Source organism: Nocardioides cremeus (genome assembly GCF_030518195.1).
GTDB classification, from domain to species: domain Bacteria; phylum Actinomycetota; class Actinomycetes; order Propionibacteriales; family Nocardioidaceae; genus Nocardioides; species Nocardioides cremeus.
In genome coordinates this window covers 1-203 of the sequence record NZ_JAULSC010000527.1, presented here as the reverse complement: position 1 = coordinate 203, position 203 = coordinate 1, and the positions used below count along the sequence as shown (strand labels likewise).

At 76.4% G+C, this 203-nt stretch carries 1 protein-coding gene; it reads right to left on the bottom strand.

Annotated elements, in window-relative coordinates:
- A partial coding sequence (locus QWJ41_RS21970; protein WP_302710618.1) for a hypothetical protein occupies positions 1-203 on the bottom strand: 203 nt, incomplete at both ends.

Here is a 203-nt window from a genome sequence, read left to right as displayed (position 1 = left end):
CGGATGGTGCCGAGCTCGACCAGCGGCCAGCCGAACTCACGACGCATCCACGGCCTGAGCTCCTCGCAGGCGGCCATCGCCGCGGCCGCGGCGAGGTCGCCGGGGCCCGACCAGCGCAGCATCACGGCGCGGTGCACCCGGCAGCGGCCGTTGATGCCGCCGATGGCGCGGCCCGGGCGCCAGCGGTCCATCACCTCGGTCCA